Origin of the sequence: Psychrobacter sp. FDAARGOS_221 (genome assembly GCF_002313155.2) — a bacterium.
Lineage (GTDB): Bacteria > Pseudomonadota > Gammaproteobacteria > Pseudomonadales > Moraxellaceae > Psychrobacter.
This window is the reverse complement of sequence record NZ_NWFK02000001.1, coordinates 2,230,103-2,249,583: the sequence shown is the minus strand read 5'-3', so window position 1 is coordinate 2,249,583 and position 19,481 is coordinate 2,230,103. Positions and strand designations below refer to the sequence as shown.

15 protein-coding genes are annotated in these 19,481 nt (G+C 44.2%); 7 read left to right on the top strand and 8 right to left on the bottom strand.

Annotation, left to right across the window (positions count from 1 at the left end; genetic code table 11):
* Window positions 1–55 precede the first annotated feature (55 nt).
* The 3 genes from glyA to A6J60_RS09440 form a co-directional block, all read right to left on the bottom strand.
* On the bottom strand, window positions 56–1,312 hold the full coding sequence (gene glyA, locus A6J60_RS09450; protein ID WP_096065768.1) for a serine hydroxymethyltransferase: 1,257 nt from the start codon (window positions 1,310–1,312) through the stop codon (window positions 56–58).
* Between the two features lie 330 nt (window positions 1,313–1,642).
* Window positions 1,643–2,275, bottom strand: coding sequence for a chorismate--pyruvate lyase family protein (locus A6J60_RS09445; protein WP_096066545.1), 633 nt, complete (start codon window positions 2,273–2,275; stop codon window positions 1,643–1,645).
* A 137-nt stretch (window positions 2,276–2,412) separates the two neighbouring features.
* Window positions 2,413–3,648, bottom strand: a complete 1,236-nt coding sequence (locus tag A6J60_RS09440) for a GNAT family N-acetyltransferase (RefSeq protein ID WP_096065767.1) — start codon at window positions 3,646–3,648, stop codon at window positions 2,413–2,415.
* 606 nt (window positions 3,649–4,254) lie between these two features.
* Here A6J60_RS09440 and A6J60_RS09435 point away from each other — a divergent pair.
* The 4 genes from A6J60_RS09435 (at window position 4,255) to A6J60_RS09420 (ending at window position 10,430) form a co-directional block, all read left to right on the top strand.
* Complete coding sequence (locus A6J60_RS09435) at window positions 4,255–6,483, top strand: NADP-dependent isocitrate dehydrogenase (RefSeq protein WP_096065766.1); 2,229 nt, start codon at window positions 4,255–4,257, stop codon at window positions 6,481–6,483.
* Between the two features lie 386 nt (window positions 6,484–6,869).
* The gene (locus A6J60_RS09430) at window positions 6,870–9,092 is read left to right on the top strand and encodes an NADP-dependent isocitrate dehydrogenase (RefSeq protein ID WP_096065765.1); all 2,223 of its coding nucleotides are present in this window, start codon (window positions 6,870–6,872) and stop codon (window positions 9,090–9,092) included.
* Between the two features lie 82 nt (window positions 9,093–9,174).
* Window positions 9,175–9,699: an ion channel gene (locus A6J60_RS09425; protein WP_096065764.1), complete on the top strand. Its 525-nt coding sequence runs from the start codon at window positions 9,175–9,177 to the stop codon at window positions 9,697–9,699.
* A 116-nt stretch (window positions 9,700–9,815) separates the two neighbouring features.
* Entirely contained in the window at window positions 9,816–10,430 is a 615-nt protein-coding gene (locus A6J60_RS09420; RefSeq protein WP_096065763.1) for a pseudouridine synthase, read from the top strand.
* 53 nt (window positions 10,431–10,483) lie between these two features.
* Here the strand turns inward: A6J60_RS09420 and A6J60_RS09415 are convergent, their stop codons facing one another.
* Window positions 10,484–11,401, bottom strand: a complete 918-nt coding sequence (locus A6J60_RS09415) for a DMT family transporter (RefSeq protein ID WP_096065762.1) — start codon at window positions 11,399–11,401, stop codon at window positions 10,484–10,486.
* Window positions 11,402–11,596: 195 nt separating this feature from the next.
* A complete protein-coding gene (locus tag A6J60_RS09410; protein ID WP_096066544.1) occupies window positions 11,597–13,522 on the bottom strand; it encodes a M61 family metallopeptidase in 1,926 nt (641 codons plus the stop codon).
* Window positions 13,523–13,850: 328 nt separating this feature from the next.
* Here A6J60_RS09410 and A6J60_RS09405 point away from each other — a divergent pair, with 328 nt between their 5' ends.
* Entirely contained in the window at window positions 13,851–14,333 is a 483-nt protein-coding gene (locus A6J60_RS09405) for an FKBP-type peptidyl-prolyl cis-trans isomerase (protein WP_096065761.1), read from the top strand.
* 212 nt (window positions 14,334–14,545) lie between these two features.
* Here the strand turns inward: A6J60_RS09405 and phoR are convergent, their stop codons facing one another.
* The 3 genes from phoR to dtd form a co-directional block, all read right to left on the bottom strand.
* Window positions 14,546–16,240 carry a phosphate regulon sensor histidine kinase PhoR gene (gene phoR, locus A6J60_RS09400; RefSeq protein WP_227526109.1) on the bottom strand — a complete coding sequence of 565 codons (1,695 nt, stop codon included), beginning with the start codon at window positions 16,238–16,240 and terminating at the stop codon, window positions 14,546–14,548.
* A 68-nt stretch (window positions 16,241–16,308) separates the two neighbouring features.
* Window positions 16,309–17,007 (bottom strand): phosphate regulon transcriptional regulator PhoB, encoded by a 699-nt coding sequence (phoB, locus tag A6J60_RS09395; RefSeq protein WP_096065760.1) that lies wholly within the window; start codon window positions 17,005–17,007, stop codon window positions 16,309–16,311.
* A gap of 199 nt (window positions 17,008–17,206) precedes the next feature.
* A complete protein-coding gene (gene dtd, locus A6J60_RS09390) occupies window positions 17,207–17,647 on the bottom strand; it encodes a D-aminoacyl-tRNA deacylase (protein WP_096065759.1) in 441 nt (146 codons plus the stop codon).
* 150 nt (window positions 17,648–17,797) lie between these two features.
* Here dtd and asd point away from each other — a divergent pair, with 150 nt between their 5' ends.
* Window positions 17,798–18,694 (top strand): archaetidylserine decarboxylase, encoded by an 897-nt coding sequence (gene asd, locus A6J60_RS09385; protein WP_227526108.1) that lies wholly within the window; start codon window positions 17,798–17,800, stop codon window positions 18,692–18,694.
* A gap of 109 nt (window positions 18,695–18,803) precedes the next feature.
* Window positions 18,804–19,427: a L,D-transpeptidase family protein gene (locus tag A6J60_RS09380; RefSeq protein ID WP_264755577.1), complete on the top strand. Its 624-nt coding sequence runs from the start codon at window positions 18,804–18,806 to the stop codon at window positions 19,425–19,427.
* Window positions 19,428–19,481: the final 54 nt, after the last annotated feature.

The window sequence follows — 19,481 nt, the reverse complement described above, 5'->3', positions numbered from 1 at the left end:
TAGCCAAAGGGCTAAGCGGTTTTTGATATTACAAATTCAGTAATCTGAAATAGACTTACTGATTGCTCTCATATACTGGCAATTCTGCACAGATTTTCTCAACTTTAGCGCGCGTGTCAGCAATCACTTTTTCATCGCCACGGCTGTCTAATACATCACAGATCCAGCCCGCTAATTCAGCAGATTGTGCTTCGTTGAAGCCGCGAGTAGTGATAGCAGGTGTACCGATACGGATACCAGAAGTCACAAATGGAGATTTAGGATCGTTTGGTACAGCGTTTTTGTTGACAGTGATGCCCGCGTCGCCTAACCATTTGTCCGCTTCTTTACCCGTCATTTCTTGCTTAACTAAGCTAATAAGCATTAGATGGTTTTCAGTACCGCCAGAGATGATTTCATAACCACGCTCTTGGATAACTTTTGCCATCGCTTGTGCGTTTTTAACCACTTGCTGCTGGTAGGTTTTGAAGTCGTCTTGTAACGCTTCTTTGAAGCACACCGCTTTAGCAGCGATAGCGTGCATTAATGGGCCACCTTGGTTACCTGGGAATACCGCTGAGTTTAGCTTCTTAGCTAATTTGTCATCACGAGATAGAATTAGACCTGAACGTGGACCACGTAGTGTTTTGTGAGTCGTTGTTGTTACCACGTCAGCGAATGGTACTGGGCTTGGATATACACCCGCTGCAACCAGACCAGCAACGTGAGCCATGTCTACGAATAGATAGGCGCCAACGCTGTCTGCGATGTCACGGAAACGCTGCCAATCGACTACTTGTGAGTACGCTGAGAAACCAGCAATGATCATTTTTGGCTTGTGCTCTTTCGCTAAGCGTTCAACTTCGTCATAGTCGATTAGGCCCGTTTCTTCTACTAGGCCATACTGAACCGCATTGTAGTTGATGCCTGAAAAGTTAACGTGTGCACCGTGAGTTAAGTGACCGCCTGCATCTAAGCTCATACCTAGAACCGTATCATTGGCTTCAAGCAGTGCTAAGAATACTGCAGAGTTTGCTTGGCTACCCGCGTGTGGTTGTACGTTGGCGTACTCAGCACCGAATAACTCTTTGGCACGATCAATCGCTAATTGCTCAACGATATCCACATACTCACAGCCGCCATAATAGCGCTTGCCTGGATAACCTTCCGCATATTTGTTCGTCAAATCTGAGCCTTGCGCTTCCATCACTGCTGGCGAGCAGTAGTTCTCTGACGCAATCAGCTCAATATGGCTTTCTTGACGCTTGGTTTCTGACACCATGGCCTGGTGTAAGTCTGGATCATAATCTTTAATGCTAATATCTTTAAACATAGTGAGTCCTATAATGTAGTCATTTATGACATATTAAAACGTATTAAAAAAGACAAGCGCTGCACTGCCCTACCGTTATCCGCCAATCACTTTATCGCATCTATTAAAGGGCTAGACTGTTATTATTACAGACTGTTATCCAAGTCAGTCAGACAAGGACAGTCTGTTGGGTAAAGTCAGTGGTCACAGTTAAAAATGGCAACGTCGCACGTTATGGGGGTTGTCCCCTGAACCTTAAGTGTAACATGAAAACTGAGGTTCTAAACCTAAAAAAACACTAGAAATAAGTTGGTTTTTTGGCTGCGAATGCTAACTGTTGGTTTTATTGGCTTATTTAGATTCTGGCAACTGATTGGGATTAGAAAATGAGGCAAAAAACTCGGGCAAAAAAGTTTCACTAATTAACAACGGACGACGATACCAGTCATACACCGTATGTCGACTCCAGCTGGTGCTTGATTGCTGATTGTTCTCTACCTTATCACCTGAGGCACTGGCAACTGTCTTTTGAAAATAACGCACATTGGGCAGTCTATTTTGACGTTTAAATAACACATAACCAATGGGTGTGCCTCGCAAATGCTGCAAGCGTTTGGCATTGCCTTGCAAGCTGGGTAAAGGAAACAGGCTTTGTGCAGCAATCCAAGGCTGCGTGCTGTTACCGTACAAATAGACCTCACGAATCCATGCCATCATCGGACGATTCAAACTAGCGCCTTGATAACCCATTTGCTTTTTTTGAGCCAACGTTAAACGGCGATAGCCTTCAAAAGTACGCTCGACTCGCAGTGGCCGCCCTGCCTTTTGTTCTAACAAAGCCGTTAACGAGCCGTTACTGGTTAACCAGTCAACAATGTGCTGTAACAATGCTGATTCTAAAGACGCTTGATCGAATGCAATCAAGTCCTCTATTCGGCTATACATGCCTGCTACCGGCAAAGCTGTGTTGGTGTGAGATGGCATCATAAAAACCACAGTGCTTAAGAGTGAAAAATAAAGAATAGAAGATAAATAATACCAATAGATTAGTAGACAGTCGCCGATTATCAAGTTTTAGCCTTTAAAAAGGCCTAATAAAAAGATTTAATAAAATAAAAAGCTTAACCGCTAAATTTGGGCATATTATCAATGTTAAACGGCAGCGCCTCATGTGCTTGCTGACGATACTGCTGCATATACTGACGATCTTGCTCACAAAAATTGGCGATGGCCGGCTCAAAGCGCGCATCATAAATACGATGTAGCGAATGCGTCTTTTGCGGTACAAACCCTCGAATCAACTTATGCTCACCTTGCGTACCTGGGTCAAAATATTGCAAGCCCTTAGCAATCGCAAACTCAATGCCTTGATAATAGCACAGCTCAAAGTGTAGGCTGTCATATTCCTCCAACGAGCCCCAATAGCGCCCATAAAGTGTCGCCTCTGGCTGACTGGGATCATCATAAAAGAACAAGCTACTGGCAATCACTTCACCACTTTCATCAAGCCCCTGCGCCAGCATTAAGTGTTCAGGCATAGTTTGGGCAATTTGCTCAAAAAACTCTGGACTTAAATACGGATGACGACCACGCACCGCATAGGTCATGGCATAGCATTGATAAAACACTTCCCAATCTTGCTTGCTGATTTGTTCACCAGTTTTGATTTGGCAAGTTAGCTGTTGCTTGGCGATTTTTTTGCGTTCAGCTCTAATATTTTTGCGCTTTTTGGCAGTGAGCGTACTTAAGAAATCATCAAAGTCAGAAAATGGTTTGGGGCGACCTTGTGGATCAAGATCAGTCAACTTTTGGTTTTGCCACAAAAACTGACAGCCTTCACGCTCAAGCAGTTGGTGCTCAAATAAAGGATTTGGCAGGCTATTAAAAACCTGCTGTTGCTCATCATTGATAAATAGCCCATGCCAGCTAGACGCGCCGGTTTGTTTGGCCACAGCATCAACCGCGGTCAGTGCCACTTGCCAAAGCTCAGGGCTTAACGATTCGCCTTTAGCCAACCAAAAACGATGCCCACTGACGGGCGTATAAGGCACACTGGTCACCAGTCTTGGATAATAGTCGACGCCGTAACGCATGTAAGCATCTGCCCACGCATGGTCAAACACATATTCGCCCTGATGATGCCCTTTAATAAACACAGGCAATGCAGCAATGGGCGGCTGTGTTTCATCTTGATAAATCACGATATATAACGGCACCCAACCAGATTGCTGACCAATAGCACCCGTATCGTTCAGCGCCTGCCAGTAAGCAAACGACATAAAAGGCGTATCAGGCTGTTGCCAATCGGCTTGGGACTGCCAATTTAAATCTTGAGTAAGCGTATAAGAGTACGACATATAGTGGGTTGCTTGTTGTTATAGGATAAATGGCTTGTTTTATAGCCCTGCTTGTTAAAGAGTAGCAAGTAAAGAGCAACACAGACATTGTATACAAAAGGTGATATCAACACGAATGACTGTTAAAATATACCCTTGTTGGTTAAGGTCACTTTGTCTAGAATATGCGGTCTTAAATTGACATGAAAATGACGCTAAAACGTATTATCCTCATTCTATAGAGAGGCAATACACTTTATATACATAGCACAATCAGTGGAATCAGTACACTGAGTTCACTATATGATATTGACAATCTATCGAATTTATAGTGGATCAACTGTAATATCGCGTCAGTATACTGTAAAATAGAGAAGTGTCGGCCGTTTGATTTATGTTAAAAAAAACAGCTGTTCACTTTAAAAGAAAATTAAAGTGGCTAGAATAGACAGCACATGCCATAGCATGCCCTCAAAAGCAGACATAATAATGGGTAGACAGTCGCATAGAATGGATAGCGTGTTACTGCCCCTTCCTGTTCATTAAAGCCTATGACATAGAACAACTAAATTATATTCACATCTTTTAAGTCTTATTATCTCACTACAGCCTAGAGGAATAACTATAATGTCACAAACGTCGAAAATTATTTACACCAAAACCGATGAAGCGCCAGCGCTTGCAACCTTGTCTTTCTTACCAATCGTAGAAGCATTTACCAAAACAGCAGATATCGAAGTAGAAACCAGTGATATCTCTGTTGCTGCGCGTGTGCTAGCAGAGTTCCCAGATTATTTAACGGAAGAACAACGCGTTCCTAATAACTTAGCTGAGCTTGGCCGCTTAACTCAAGATCCAAACACTAATATTATCAAACTACCTAACATTAGTGCGTCAGTTCAACAGCTTAAAGCCGCTATTAAAGAGCTACAAAGCAAAGGCTATGCGCTTCCTGACTTCCCAGAAGACCCACAAACTGACGAAGAAGTTGAGCTACGTAAGCGCTATGGTAAAGCACTAGGTAGTGCGGTTAACCCAGTATTACGTGAAGGTAACTCAGACCGCCGTGCACCAAAAGCAGTTAAAAACTATGCGCGTAAGCACCCACACTCTATGGGCGAATGGAAGCAGTGGTCAAGCACTCACGTATCGCACATGCATGGCGGCGACTTCTACCATGGCGAGCAGTCAATGACACTAGACAAAGCACGTACTGTACGTATGGAGCTATTACTAGACAGTGGCGAGACTAAAGTTCTTAAGCCTGAAATCAAGCTTCAAGATAAAGAAGTTATCGATCTTATGTTCATGAGCAAAAAAGCATTGCTTGAGTTCTATGAGCGTGAAATGGAAGACTGCCGTGAAGCGGGTATCTTATTCTCACTACACGTAAAAGCGACTATGATGAAGGTGTCTCACCCAATCGTATTCGGTCACGCGGTTCGCATTTACTACAAAGACGCTTTCGAAAAACATGGCAAACTGTTTGAAGAGCTTGGCGTAAACGTCAACAACGGTATGGCTGATTTGTACGAAAAAATCAAAACCTTACCTGAATCAACACGCGATGAGATTGAGCGCGACTTACACGCCTGTCAAGAGCACCGCCCACGCCTAGCGATGGTTGACTCTGCAAAAGGTATCACTAACTTCCATTCTCCAAGCGACGTCATTGTTGACGCATCTATGCCAGCCATGATCCGTTCAGGCGGTAAGATGTGGGGCGCTGACGGCAAAATGTATGACTGTAAAGCAGTAATGCCTGAGTCTACTTTCGCTCGTATTTACCAAGAGATGATCAACTTCTGTAAATGGCATGGTAACTTTGACCCAACCACTATGGGTACCGTACCAAACGTTGGCCTAATGGCGCAAAAAGCAGAAGAATACGGTTCACACGACAAAACCTTTGAATCAAGCGATGCCGGTGTTGCTCGTATCGTAGACGTTGATACTGGTGAAGTATTGATGGAGCAAGCGGTTGAGAAAGGCGATATCTGGCGTATGTGTCAGGTGAAAGATGAGCCGATCCAAGACTGGGTGAAACTGGCTGTTTCGCGTGCACGTGAATCAAATACACCTGTCGTATTCTGGTTAGACCCATACCGTCCACACGAAAACGAGCTTATCAAGAAAGTTAAAACTTACTTGAAAGACCATGACACTGAAGGCTTACATATCGAAATCATGTCTCAGGTTCGTGCGATGCGTTACACGTTAGAGCGTGTGGCTCGTGGTCTAGACACTATTTCTGCAACCGGTAACATCCTACGTGACTACCTAACTGACTTGTTCCCAATCTTAGAGTTAGGTACCAGTGCGAAGATGCTATCAGTAGTACCATTAATGAAAGGCGGCGGCTTATTCGAAACTGGCGCTGGCGGTTCTGCTCCTAAGCACGTTCAACAGCTGCTAGAAGAAAACCACTTACGTTGGGACTCTCTAGGTGAGTTCTTAGCGTTAACCGTTTCTTTAGAGCATCTAGCCAAAACCCAAAACAATCCAAAAGCACAAGTATTGGCAGACACGCTAGATAAAGCCACTGAAAAACTGTTGCTAGAAGACAAGTCTCCATCACGTAAAACTGGTGAGCTTGATAACCGCGGTAGCCACTTCTACTTGGCTAAGTTCTGGGCTGAAGAGCTTGCCGCTCAAGACCAAGATGCTGAGCTAAAAGAGAAGTTTAGCGCACTGGCTAAGACCCTTGAAAGCAACGAAGATGCAATCGTTAAAGAGCTAATCGAAGTTCAAGGCAAACCAGTCGATATCAAAGGCTACTACTACGCTGATGAAGCACTTGCTCAAAGCGTTATGCGTCCAAGCAAAACCTTTAACGATGCTATCGCGTCGCTATAAGCTTGTGGCCTGACTTAATTTGGTCTGATTGAGATTTGGCTTTCACATTTGATGTGAATGACAGCCTCAATTAAAGCCAAAGCCGAAAACAATAAAACGCCCCATAGATTATTCTGTGGGGCGTTTTTGATTGCTGCTGGTTAATCGCTGCTTTTAATTAATGATTACTGTTAACAACAGACCTCTACTTTGGCAACTAGCGTAATTAGATACGATTTGTAAACTGACGTCGCAGCCGACAGTTTAGTAATATGAAAGGGTCGTTAATCAATACTGGTTAATTTAAAACAATAAGTGCCTGTATTAAGTAACAGTATTAAATACCCGTTCGGATATGCGGTATCTAACGCTACTATGAATGTATAACAATAAAAAGGATTAAAATAATGTCAAAAATTATATACACCAAAACAGATGAAGCCCCTGCCCTAGCAACCCAATCATTTTTACCCATTGTAGAAGCCTTTACCCGAACTGCTGATATCGAGGTTGAAGTCAGTGATATCTCATTGGCATCACGTATCTTGGCCGTATTTCCAGATTATCTAAAAGAAGATCAGCGTGTGCCCAATGCACTTGCTGAGCTTGGCGAGTTGGTATTAAAGCCTGAAGCCAATATTATTAAGCTGCCTAATATCAGCGCCTCGATTCACCAGTTAAAAATGGCCATCAAAGAACTTCAAGACAAAGGCTTTGCCGTACCTGATTTCCCAGATGATCCACAAACCGATGAACAAAAAGACGTGCGTGCCCGCTACGATAAAATCAAAGGCAGTGCGGTCAACCCTGTATTACGTGAAGGTAACTCGGATCGCCGTGCGCCAAAAGCAGTTAAAGCTTACGCTCGAGCCAACCCACACTCTATGAAACCTTGGAGCCGTGACTCTAAAACTCATGTGGCAACCATGGCACACTGTGACTTTGTGGATGATGAAAAGTCAGTCACTATCGAAAAGCCAACTCAGTATCGTATTGTCTATAAAGATGAATCCGGTAATGAGACTGAGCTAAAAGCGCCAGCGCCATTACTTGAAGGCGAGCTTTTAGACACCTCTATTTTATGCTTTGATGTGTTAAGTAACTTTTTGGACGATCAAATTCAAGATGCCAAACAAAAAGGCGTGTTGTTCTCAATTCATCTAAAAGCGACAATGATGAAGGTCTCTGACCCTATCTTATTTGGTGAAGCAGTTAGAGTATATTTCAAAGACTTGTTTGCCAAGCATGGCAAAACGTTTGATGAAATTGGGGTTGATGTCAACAATGGCTTTGCTCAGTTGTTATCGAAAATCCAAGAGCTACCAGAAGATCAGCGCAAAGAAATCGAAGCCGATATTCAAAAAGTGTATGACACCAATCCGCCGTTAGCGATGGTGAACTCTGACAAAGGTATTACCAATTTACACGTGCCTAGCGATGTGATTGTGGATGCCTCTATGCCAGCCATGATCCGCAATGGCGGTCAAATGTGGGGCCCAGATGGTGAGCTGCATGACACCAAGGCAGTGCTTCCTGACAGTAGTTATGCCGCCCTATATGATGAAACCATTCAATTCTGTAAAGAACATGGTGCATTCGATCCGACCACTATGGGTACTGTACCCAACGTCGGCTTAATGGCGCAAAAAGCAGAAGAATACGGCTCACACAACACTACCTTCCAGCTACCCGGTAAAGGTACAGTTCAGCTGCTCGATGCAGAAGGCAACGTCATTACTGAGCATAAAGTTAAGAAAAATGACATCTGGCGTATGAACCGTGTTAAAGATGCGCCTATCCAAGATTGGGTGAAATTAGCCGTCAATCGTGCTCGTGCCAGTGGCATGCCAGCCGTATTCTGGCTAGATGAAAACCGCGCTCACCACGCAGCGTTGATTCAAAAAGTAGAACGCTACTTAAAAGACCATGATACAGAAGGTCTGGATATTCGCATCATGTCTATTCGAGACGCCACTCGCTTTACCCTAGAGCGCTTGGTGCAAGGTAAAGATACTTTGTCGGTTACGGGTAACGTATTACGTGACTATTTGACCGACCTGTTCCCAATTCTGGAGCTCGGCACCAGTGCGAAGATGCTGTCGATCGTACCTTTAATGAATGGCGGCGGATTATTTGAAACCGGCGCTGGCGGTTCTGCACCAAAGCACGTACAGCAGGTACTTGAAGAAAATCATCTGCGTTGGGACTCATTGGGTGAGTTTTTGGCATTATCTGTGTCGCTTGAGCATGAAGCTGAACACGGCACTGCCCAAAATCCAAAAGCACAGATTCTAGCCGACACCCTAAGCGATGCCACTGAAAAGCTATTGCTGAATAACAAATCACCTTCTCGCAAGGTCGGAGAGCTTGATAACCGAGGCAGTCATTTCTACTTAGCCATGTACTGGGCGCAAGAGTTGGCAAATCAAGATGACGATCAGCAATTAAAACAGCGCTTTGCTGCGTTTGCTAAAACCTTGGCAGACAATGAAGAGACTATCGTCAATGAGCTGAATGCAGTGCAAGGCAAGCCTGTGGATCTAAAAGGCTATTACCTAGCTGATGATGATATCGTCAAACAGGTGATGCGCCCTAGCAAAACCTTTAATGAGGCGCTAGACTCACTGTAAGCATGAAAGATTAGTCGTTTAAATGCATTCAAATACCTCAGTAGTTTAAACTATTGAGGTATTTCACATTAGGTACGTTATTATGCCAAACCTAAACAGAGGAAGAACTACCCTTATACTGTTCATTATCACCGCCACTATTTGGTATGCTTTGTCTCGCTATTTACCAGATGGTCATTGGCGTGACACACTCATTATTGGCTTTACTTTCTTATTCTGTGGTGTGTTTTTGTGGTCATTGTTTACCACTCTAAAACGCATATATGGTAACTCGGGACATCTGTGGAAAGAGCTGATACTGGCAAGCTTTAATGTGTTTATTTTCTTATTGGCCTTTGCAGGCGTCTATTCTGAAATCGGTATCGTCGATACCACACGTGATGGTAGCCCCATTACCCATGATTTTTGGCTAACCAGTTACTATTCAATCATCACCTTTACCTCGACCGGTTATGGTGACTTTCAACCTCAAGGTATCGGCCGTGTACTGGCAAGCTTGCATGCACTGGTCGGCTATTTTAGGTTGGGTCTGATGGCGTCAACTGGCTTGACAGTGATTCAATGGCGAGCTGAAGGCAGCGGAGTCAACCGAGGCGCTGATCAATAGCTATCGTTAGACTATTAATTACACCCCTTCATTTATACATTGATACAGATAGTTTGATATTGATGGATTGATAAACTAATACACTGATAAATTGTTTTAGATGGACATTTTAAGTTATGGCAACCTCAAGCGTGATTTTATTTAACAAGCCTTATGGCGTGCAAAGCCAGTTCAGTGATGATGCCAATAACAAGTTTAAACCGTTGGCTGAGTTTTTTGATGATAAGTCATTAAGAGTGGCTGGCCGTTTGGACGCAACCAGTGAGGGCTTATTGCTACTGACATCCAATGGTCAGGTCAATAAAGCCATCACCCATCCTCCCAAAGCCAATGCCGGTCGTAAGCAAGGCAAAACCTACTTGGTTCAAGTAGAAGGTGTTCCCACAGCAGAGCAGTTAACTGCGCTACGCAAGGGCGTGGTATTAAAGGATGGCAAGACCTTGCCAGCTGAAGTCGCCCACGTCAGCGAAGATGAACTGCCGATGCCGCTGTGGCAACGTGATCCGCCGATACGTGAGCGCAAAAGCGTGCCTGACTCTTGGCTGATGATGACTATTTATGAAGGCAAAAACCGCCAAGTACGTCGCATGACGGCTCATGTTGGCCTGCCCTGTTTGCGTTTAATTCGCTGGTCAGTGGCTGGATTTGAGCTCGGCAATTTGGGCGTCGGTGAGTTTGTGAGCGTGCATTTGAACGCTAAACGCTTACAGCAGTTAGGCGTAGTCAACTAAGTGAGCTGACTGTAAATATTACTTGTTAGCCTTTTTATACTGCGTCTATGGCTTTATGCATCTTTTTGTTTATGCGTCTCTTCCCATAACACTGCTACAGGATTACGGCGGCGCTCATAATGGGTGACAAATACCACAGACGCAATAATCAACGCTGAACCAAGCCATAGCATACCTGGCGGTACCCAACCAAATACCAAAAATCCTGCCAACACGTTAAGTGGCAGCTTTAAATGATCAAAGGGCTGCACAAATGAAGCATCGGCTACCGAATAAGCTTTGGCAACGGCCCACTGTGCAAACGCAGTCAACGCACCAATCAATAGCAACAAGCCCCAAACTGAGCCATCGCTAGGCAAGCTTAATGTCGGCAATCCAAACATTAAATTAAACGGTAGCATCAGCACCAATAGGTAAAATACGATGGTGGTCGGGGTATCACGACTGACTGTAAATTTAGTCAACAAAGAAGCACTTGCCCAAAAGAATGCCGCTGCCACTGGCATCAAACTGGCCCACTGGAACGCATCCGACCAAGGCTGCAATACCAACAGCGCACCTAAAAAACCAACCAAAGTGGCAATCCAACGCGCAGCACTCACCGACTCACGCAGTAACAGTCCAGAGCCAATAGTGGCAAATAACGGAGACACCATCAGTAGCGCAATGCCCTGCCAAATCGGTACTGGATACGCCAGCGCCCATGTCCACAGCTGAATGCCTATCACTGAGACACCGACCCGCAATATATGCAATAAGCGAAAGTCAGAGCTCACCGCTGAGCGAATGGCACCGGTACGCATCATGGGCAAAAAAAGAATCAGCGCAATGCCATATTGAAACAAGACAGCCGCGCCGGAGCCGAGCCCGTAATTGATGCCCAAATATTGTAATGCAGTATTGATAATGGCAAACATGGCACCTGCCGCCACCATCCAAAACGCCCCTTGTAGGGGCTGATGTTCTGTCATAGAGGATACTTATTCCTAAAATCAGAAATGATAGCTGAATACTAAATTTTGAAAATATGATATTTTAAATAATTAAGTTTTGTTTAAGTAATGCAAAAAATATTGCAGTGGCGCTAAAACCTATTATTTTTAGCACGCCACTGCAATTGTTGGCTATTAATGTTGTTGGCTATAGTTGGCTATAAGCCTCACAGACTATTTTACAAAACTTGGGCGTAACCAATCTTCAAATCCAGAGTCGCCCAAACTCAAGCTAACTTTCTCCAAGCTTGGATTGGTCGTGATGCCCGATTGAGTTTGATTACTAACCTTAAAGCTCATCAACTCATCTCGGCGGAAGGCATGACAGGTTACCGACTCTAGGTTTGACTCAGCCACGCTTTGCAGCTGTTTTTTATTAGCTTTAATCCCGTCTATGGCAACAATCACATCTTTGGCAGAGATACCCGCTTCTGCAGCCACACTATCACGCAATACCTTATTCACCTTTAAGCCTTCTGGCGTTTCGGCGACGGCCATACCCCAAGGTAAGGTATTATCCTTATTATCGGTGCTGATACTAATGCCATTGGCCTCAAGTAGCTCATGTATTGGTAATTCATCAACACCATCGACATAGCGGGCTTTAAATTCTTGCCACACTGCTTTGTCCATAAACTGACTAATTACCGCCTCAAGATTGTCATTATCCATGCCAATACGGATGCGATTACCGGCCTCGCCCTGCTCTTTTGCTAACTGATAGAAGGCTTTGACCACATCAAATAAGCGATATTTACCTCCGCTTTGCTGCATTAAGGTTAAGTCTAGGCATAAGGCCACTAAAGCGCCTTTGTTATAGTAGCTGATGCCCGCATTGCCGGTATTCTCATCGGCACGATACAGCTTAATCCACGCATCAAAGCTAGACTCAGCCACGCTTTGTAAGGTACGGCCATGTGTTTGAGTGTAGCGGTTAATTTGAGCTTGCAGCAGTTTAAGATAGCTTACCTGACTGACCACACCCGACGCTTGCAACATAAAGTCGTCAATATAAGAGGTGAAGCCCTCAAATACCCAGAGCAGCGGTGTGTAAGCCTCTTGGCGCAAATCAACACCCATCATCACATCAGGACGGACTGTCTTAACCCACCAAGAATGGAAATACTCATGGCTACACAGGCCTAAAAAGCGCTGATAGCTCTCGCTCGGCTCATCAGGCTCTGCAGCTGTCGGCAAGTCACTGCGCGGTGTCACTAAGCTGGTTGAGTTGATATGCTCAAGGCCGCCGTAGTCATTGCCGCTGGCATAGGTCATAAAGGTATAACCATGATAATCATCGCTACCAAAAGGCGCATCACCTAGCCAACTGACATAACTTTGGCAGATTTGCTGAATATCTTGCTGCAGTCGACCTAAATTGGCACTGTGCTTCCCTGACAAATAAAAGCGATGCGCAATCGCAGTGTGCTTGTCATCATGGACGATAAAACCAAACTCATCTTGCGGCGCAATCTCAAACGGATAATCAATCAGCTCGTGGTAATTCTCCGCCTGCAACTGATAGTGATGGGTGTTATCAGTCGACATATAAGTATGCTGCAACCCACAGGCAATTCTGACCTGAGCGGCTGACTCACTGTGTGCTTCAAAGAAGGCAACTGGCACACTTAACGTCACTGCAACCGGCAACTCCTCCATTGTCTCAATGGCCAACGCCAAAGAGGTAAAGTTACCGTATAAGCGCTGCTGATCGACATAGGCAGTACGTACTGACAGATCATAGCAGTAGACCTCATAACGCACTTCGACATAGTCGCCGGCTTGCACATTGGGCAGCTGCCATTGATTTTTGCTTAACTTAACGGCTCTGTAAACGCTGCTATCCTGATTGGCAGCAGCATGTGACTCACTGCCAGCGTGCTCGTCTTCAGGCTGATGTGGCAGCAGTTGATAATGGACGGCAGTGATATTGCGAGCAAACTCACGCATCAGATAACTGCCTGGTATCCATGCGGGCAGCCATAATGTCGGTGCCTGTTGCCCCGCTTCAAAACGTAGGGTGACATCGACCAAATGCTGTTTAAAACGATGAAAGTCTAATTTGTAATGTGGCTGCTGTTGCTTAGTTAAGGTTGTCATATTAGTCACTGCTGTTGTCATAGTTATGATGATAAGAAGTTACCTATTAAAAAATGCTACTAGATAAGATAGGGGTTGGTTGAGCACAAATCAATGACCCTTTGGTTAAGCCAAAACTTAGGGGAAAATGGCAAGTATTTTTTTAAAAATTGTAAAAAAAATTAGCAATTAGTGAATTAATTTGAGAGTATAGCCTTGAAAGTTTTATCCACCACCGCAATCTATTAAACAAGGCAATTAGTAGAGGTGTGGTATAAATGAGAACTATGCCAATATAAGCACCCTTCTTTATTGTATTTTTTTATTTATCTCTATTTTAGGAATTTTTATGACAACAATTGCAAAAGATACTGCCGTACGCTTTAACTACATTTTAAAAGACGAAAATGGTAACGTTATTGACCAGTCACAAGGTGAGCCATTAGCTTATCTACACGGTCACAACAACATCATTCCAGGTCTTGAAAAAGAGCTAGAAGGCAAATCTGCAGGCGATTCATTAACTGCGGTTATTGAGCCAGCTGACGCTTATGGCGAATACCAAGAGCAAGCGGTACAAAAAGTACCTCGCGAAAACTTCCAAGGCGTTGATGACATCCAGCCTGGCATGCAATTCCAGTCAGAAGCTGAAGGTCAAGTGATGCTAGTTACTGTAACAGACGTTACTGACGACACCGTAACTGTTGATGCTAACCATCCATTAGCTGGCAAAAAGCTAAGCTTCGACGTTGAAATCGTTGATGTACGCGCTGCTACTGAAGAAGAAATCAGCCATGGCCATGTACATGGTGCCGGCGGCGTTCAGCACTAATCCTGCTGCCCGAAGCTTAGATGGGTTAACCGCTTAACTTATTTGTGATTAAGTTTATGACTATTATTAAGCTTATAACTGTTATTAAGTAAGAATTGAGTTAACCCATAAAAAAAGAGCCGTTCAATTAAATTTGAATGGCTCTTTTTTATGCTAATTGATTGAGTGATTAACTTAAGAGTGAACTTATTGAGCAAATATTTCGCTTAGCCTTAGTGTTTTGAATCACTGTCTGCGATTATTTTTGCCTCATCTATTTGCGCTTCCTCTATTCGCTGATTATCTATTAAGTTACTGTCTACTACACCACCATCTATTACGTCGCTATCTATTAACGCATTGCGCTTACTACGCTTGTTGGTGTCGCGATAGATTCGGCGTTTGGGGAACATTACATTAAAGGTTGATCCCTTGCCTTCAGTAGACTCAATAGTTAACTTTGCCTCATGCTGATATAGCACATGCTTCACAATAGCCAGCCCCAAGCCTGTACCACCCGTATTGCGACTGCGACCACTATCGACACGGTAAAAGCGCTCTGTTAAACGCTCAATATGCTCACTAGCAATACCAATCCCGTTATCCGCTACTGAAAATAAGCAGCCCTGTTTGGTATCCTGCCAAGCAATGCTAACCTCGCCGCCTTTCGGGGTGTACTTGATGGCATTAGTCACTAGATTGAGTAAGGCGCTGTGCAAGTACATCTCTGAGCCATAGATGCCTTTTTGTGAGTCGATATGCAGGTTGATCACATGACCATATTCTTTATTATAAACCTGCGCATCATCAAAGATACTGGTCAATAAACGTGGCATATCTACAAATTCAGACTGAATCGACTCTTCATTTTCTAACCGTGATAACAACAGCAAGTCATTGATAATATAATTCATGCGCTCTGTTTGCTGCGTCATTAACTTAAACCCTCGTCTCCATTTGGGGTCTAAGTCGGGCTGATCAGAAAAGGTCTCGATATAGCCCATCAATACCGTCAAAGGAGTTCTAAGCTCATGCGACACATTGCCGACGAAGTCTTTACGCATTTGCTCTAAATGCTGCAAGCGAGTGACATCATAAATTATCAGCAGCTTTTCATGACCAAAATGGGTTACCTCACATTGCAAAAAGCGCTCACAGTTATTCCATGAGCGCATGCGTATGCCTTCATTAGGCGACACCGCATTTTTATAATACTCATGAAACTCAGGAATATTAATCAGGTCTAATATGGTGCGACCTTGGTCGTCAGAATCAAGCTCCAATAGACGCTCGGCTGACTGATTCCACCAATCTAATCTGTCTTCTTTATCAAGCAAAATCACCGCATCTTGTAGCGCCAATAACGAGCTACGAATCTTGGTAATCAACGCAGTAATCTGTTGATCCGCCTGTTGTTTTTGCTTCTTACTTTCGTACAGTTGATTTGCCATAAAGGTCAAACTACCCGAGAAGTCAGGAGGCGGCAGTGTTAATGAGCGACTCATCCACTGATAAAATTGTTGTATCGCATATAAGCGCCACACATAATAAAGCAACAAGCCAACGATAATACCCCATTCAATACTACCACCATACCAGCCAAAGCAAGCACCCACTGCGACCATAAACAGCAGCCATTTAAAGTCAGTCCAAAACAACGTCGCTTTATGGCGCTCATTATGTTGTAAGTTGTCACGATCTTCTAAACGCTTTTGACGCTGTGACTGCTCTTCGATAGAGTGAATGACTGACGTTCCCGTACTATCTTGGCCTGACTTGTTTTGGCCTAACTTATCTTGTTCTGAGCCGTTTTGTTCTGCTCCATTTTCAACTGAGCTGGTTTGAGCTGACCCGTTTTGAGCTGATTGGCTATCGGAGGCAGATGACTCAGATGAGTTAGGGTTGGCGGAGTCTAAGCGACGGTACATGTTACTCTCAATATAAATACTCTGACGATATCGGTTGTGGTGTAAAGGCTGTTTATACAGTGCGCTGCCTAAACAAGCTGTGTTGAAAACCGATACCCTGTGCCCCTAACTGTCTGAATAAATCCAGCGTAATTATACGGCTCTAGCACCTTGCGCAAGCGGCGAATATGCACGTCAATAGTACGGTCCTCGACATACACATTACCACCCCACACCTGATCTAACAACTGAGTTCGAGTATAGGCACGCTCAGGATGACTCATAAAGAAGGCCAATAAGCGGTATTCTGTCGGTCCAATCTCAACCGCTTGACCATCTGCCGATACACGTTGGCTCACCGGATCTAAGCTTAGGCCTTCCGCTTCAATAGGCTTCTCTCCTGACAACGCACTACTACGGCGCAGCACTGCCTTAATACGCGACACCAGCTCTCGCGTCGAAAACGGCTTGGTAATATAGTCATCAGCACCGGCATCTAGACCCTGCACCTTATTGTCCTCTTCGCCTCTGGCGGTCAACATAATGATCGGAATCTCAGATAACAGCTCATCTTTTTTCAAACGTCGGCAAAAATCAATTCCTGATTGGTTGCCTGGCAACATCCAATCTAACAAAATCAGTGCTGGTCTGTTATCCACCACCTGACTGTGCGCTTCATTAACTTCCTCAGCCTGCAAGCACTCATAGCCTGCCATCTCTAAGGTTGTGACTATCATCTCACGTATGGCTGGTTCATCTTCTACGACCAATATTGTTTCCGTATTCATCTGCTTACTGCCTTTTGGTTACTACTAAAAAAATATGACCGTTATATTACAACCTATAATTATGACAATTAGATGACAGCATCACAATGCTATGTGATAGCTAGTGTTTTATGGCAGCTGCTCCTGATGTGGTATTGATGCACCTATCAAAACAAGTAGCTGTATTTATAGAAACGAATTACCAGGCCTATTAGATAAACTACTGCACTTCTAAAATAAAATTAAGTGGCCCATCATTATCGGCTTTGACCAACATATTGGCACCGAACTGGCCGGTTGCCACCTGTTCATGCTGAGTCTTAGCATAGGCGACCAACTGCTCAAACAACGTATTGGCCTGATCTGGCGGCATCGCCCCACCAAAGTCTGGACGACGCCCTTTATCAGTTTTTGCCATCAGTGTAAATTGTGAAACCAGCAATAAGCCACCGCCCTCTTGCTGTACATTTTTATCGAGCTTACCTTCCTCATTATCGAAGATACGATAGGTTAAAATCTTATCTATCATTTTTTGAGCACTTTGCAGCGTATCATCATGACCGATGCCGATATACGCCAAGATACCATGCTCAATAGCACCAACCACCTGACTATCAACAGTCACGCTGGCCTGTGTCACGCGCTGAATTAAAGCTTTCATACTGTGTTGTCACTCCCGAATTTGTTAAACTGACTTTATGCTAAACTGGTTAATGAATACTGATTCAATTGCCCAATTATTATTACCCAATGACTGACTAAATAACCGTTTTATTTAACGGTCTAACCCAACTAACGACTGATACTTATCATGAAAAATACTATTAAACAGACACTAAAAAAACAAGCCAGCCAACTTTTAACCCGTGACGGCTTATTTACCACGGTGCAGCATCTGGTACCTCAGCAAAAACTTAGCGAAACCGCTGGACGCCTAGCAGCGAGCCAAAACCCGATTGTTAAAAAGGCCTTTGTGCATACCTTTGCCAAAGCGTACGGCATTACTTTAGATGAATATGCGCGCAAAAATTTAAGCGACTTTAGCAGCTTCAATGACTTTTTTACGCGTGAATTAGACGACAATGCGCGTCCGATTGATGATAGCGCACACGGTATCGTCTCGCCAGCCGACGGTATGATTTCGCAGATTGGTGCTATTGAGCACGGTCAATTACTGCAAGCCAAAGGACGTGATTATTCGGTCAGTCACCTGCTTGCTGATACTGAAAATAAAGAAAGCAGCTATTACAACGAGGGCAGCTTTGCGACTGTCTATCTTGCACCCAGTAACTATCACAGAGTACATATGCCGTTCGATGGCAAGCTGATCGAGACCCGTTATGTGCCTGGCACTCTATTTTCGGTCAATAATGTCACTGCCGAGAATGTGCCTGACTTATTTGCGCGAAATGAGCGTTTGGTGTGCGTTTTTGATACCGAATACGGCAAAGCCTGTGTGGTACTGGTCGGTGCAATGATTGTTGCCGGTATCGAAACGGTTGCCACTGGCAAAATTGAGCGCAGTAATACCATCCAAACCTTAACCCATAATATCAGCTTGAAAAAAGGTGATGAGTTAGGACGCTTCTATCTGGGCTCTACCGCTATTGTGGTCTTACCAAAATCTGCTGGCGTTGAGTGGTCACAAGACATGCAGCATGGCTCTGTGGTCAAGATGGGCGAGCTTTTAGGCGTGGCAAACCCTTAAGGTAATAACCCTTAATGTAAAATCTCTTCATCCAAAATCCACACTTTCTACGCCAGCCTTACATATCAGAGCGTTATCCTGTTTTATACTTTATAAGACAGGATAACGGATGATGTCGCAAAAAAAGACCGGCTTACTAAAAACTGTATTCCTAATGGTATTCGCGCTCGCTGTGTTCATCATCATAGCTGATCCTCCTAATGACCGTAACGAGATGCAACAGTATTACGACCAGCTCTCTCGCCAAAGTAGTAGCAACGATGACCATGACACCTACTTCCCGCCCTCTCCATTAACGCTAGAGCAAGCCAACATCGATAGGGTCTATGTCGATAAGTCTTCACAGACACTGTATCTGTTGCAAGATTACAAAGTAGTCAAAAGCTATCACATTGCGCTTGGTGACGCACCAAAAGGTCACAAACAGCAAGAAGGCGATGAGCGTACACCAGAAGGTGAGTATATTTTAGATTATAAAAATGAGAACTCGATCGCCTATCGCTCTATCCATGTCAGCTATCCTAATGAAGCAGACATTGCCAGTGCTGAAGCAAAGGGAGTCTCACCTGGCGGCGCCATCATGATTCATGGTCAGATGAATGGCTACGAGTACCTAGCTGGTGTGATGCAAAAGCGCAATTGGACAGACGGCTGTATGGCGGTGACCAATGCAGAAATGGACGAAATCATGAGTGCGGTTAAAGTAGGCACACCCATCGAAATAGTTTGGTAAGCTTTCGATTTACCTATAACCATAATCGCTTTAATAGGAAAGTTCGTTTCGCCA